Genomic DNA, 1,187 nt, shown 5'->3' with positions numbered 1-1,187 from the left:
ATCACTCGAAGAGGCGATTTCGGCGCGGTGACGCCACGGGGGCGCCGACCGGCGGCCGGGCCGGGCGGCGCCTTACCGGAGCGGCCCGAACGCCGGAGGACTTCCGTGGACCGGACGGTGACGATTCACCCGATGGGCTGACAGCGCACCGGCCCGGGGTGGCCCCGACCGGTATACGTGACGTCATCCATCGTTCGGAGAACCACCTGCGAGGGGCCCATGACCGATACGGCCGACACGTCGTCAAGGACGGCCGCCGAGAGGCTGCCGGCCGCCTACGCGCCCCAGGTGGCCCTGATCCGGGGCGCCATGGAGGCCGGGAACACGGCCCTCGCGAGCCGCCTGGCCGAGGAGCTCCACCGGTACGTCGCCCTGGAGCGCGGCGCCCTGCATCCCGAGACGCTGCGCGCCCAGGAGGTGCGGGCGTACGTCGCGGCGGTCGGCGGAGACCCCCTGCGGGCGGCCGACCTGTTCGCCGTGGCCGCCACCGCGTGGGCCGGGCTGGGCGCGTCGGAGCAGTGGGCGGCGTCGCGCAACGCGGAGGTCTGCCGGCGCCGGGCGGAGTCGGCGGCGGCCGCCCCCTCGGCGGTGCCTCTGGTGGTCCCCGGCGCCCGGCGGCCACCCGGCTGCCCGTCCCCGGTCCGGGCGTTCGGACGCGGCACCGTCGTCGCGGTCGTCCTCGCGACGGCACTGCTCTCGGGAGCGGCGGACGCCGGCCCGCGGGCTTACCTCGGGATGGGCCCGCGACCGGTCCCCGACGACCAGCCGGCCTCCCCCGCCGTCGTGGGAGTCCTGGAGCGCTCCGCGCCCTCGGCCTCCCCGGTGCCGGTCCCCGTGCCGTCCCCGTCGGAGCTCGCGACCGCGGAGCCCGTCCCCGCGCCGGACGCCGGGTCCGCGGGCGACCAGGAGGACCAGGCCGCCGACCAGGGCGACGGCGGGCCGGGGCGCACACCGGTGCCGAGCCCGGGGCGGCGACCGGGCTTCCCGGCCGCAGGCTCCCGACCGCGGCCCGCTCCCGACGCCGGACGGCCGTCCGGCGGCCAGGCGGCCGACACGGATCCCTGCGCCGCCGCCGGCGTGTACGGCGGCCAGTTCCTCGGCTCCCTCGTCGAGTTGTGCCACCGCGCCGCCGGGGTGTCGGGCAGGCGGTCACCGGCCCCCTGACCCCGTCCTCCGGGAGGGAGACG

The 1,187-nt window shown here is 78.8% G+C and carries 1 protein-coding gene; it reads left to right on the top strand.

Annotated elements, in window-relative coordinates; genetic code table 11:
• Positions 1–219 precede the first annotated feature (219 nt).
• The gene (locus tag ACFU6K_RS39375; protein WP_380671534.1) at positions 220–1,164 is read left to right on the top strand and encodes a hypothetical protein; all 945 of its coding nucleotides are present in this window, start codon (positions 220–222) and stop codon (positions 1,162–1,164) included.
• Positions 1,165–1,187: the final 23 nt, after the last annotated feature.

This window comes from Kitasatospora sp. NPDC057512, assembly GCF_042802135.1.
In the GTDB taxonomy this organism is placed as follows: Bacteria; Actinomycetota; Actinomycetes; order Streptomycetales; family Streptomycetaceae; genus Kitasatospora.
Note: the sequence above shows the minus strand (reverse complement) of the source record. Positions and strands in the feature narration are given on the sequence as shown.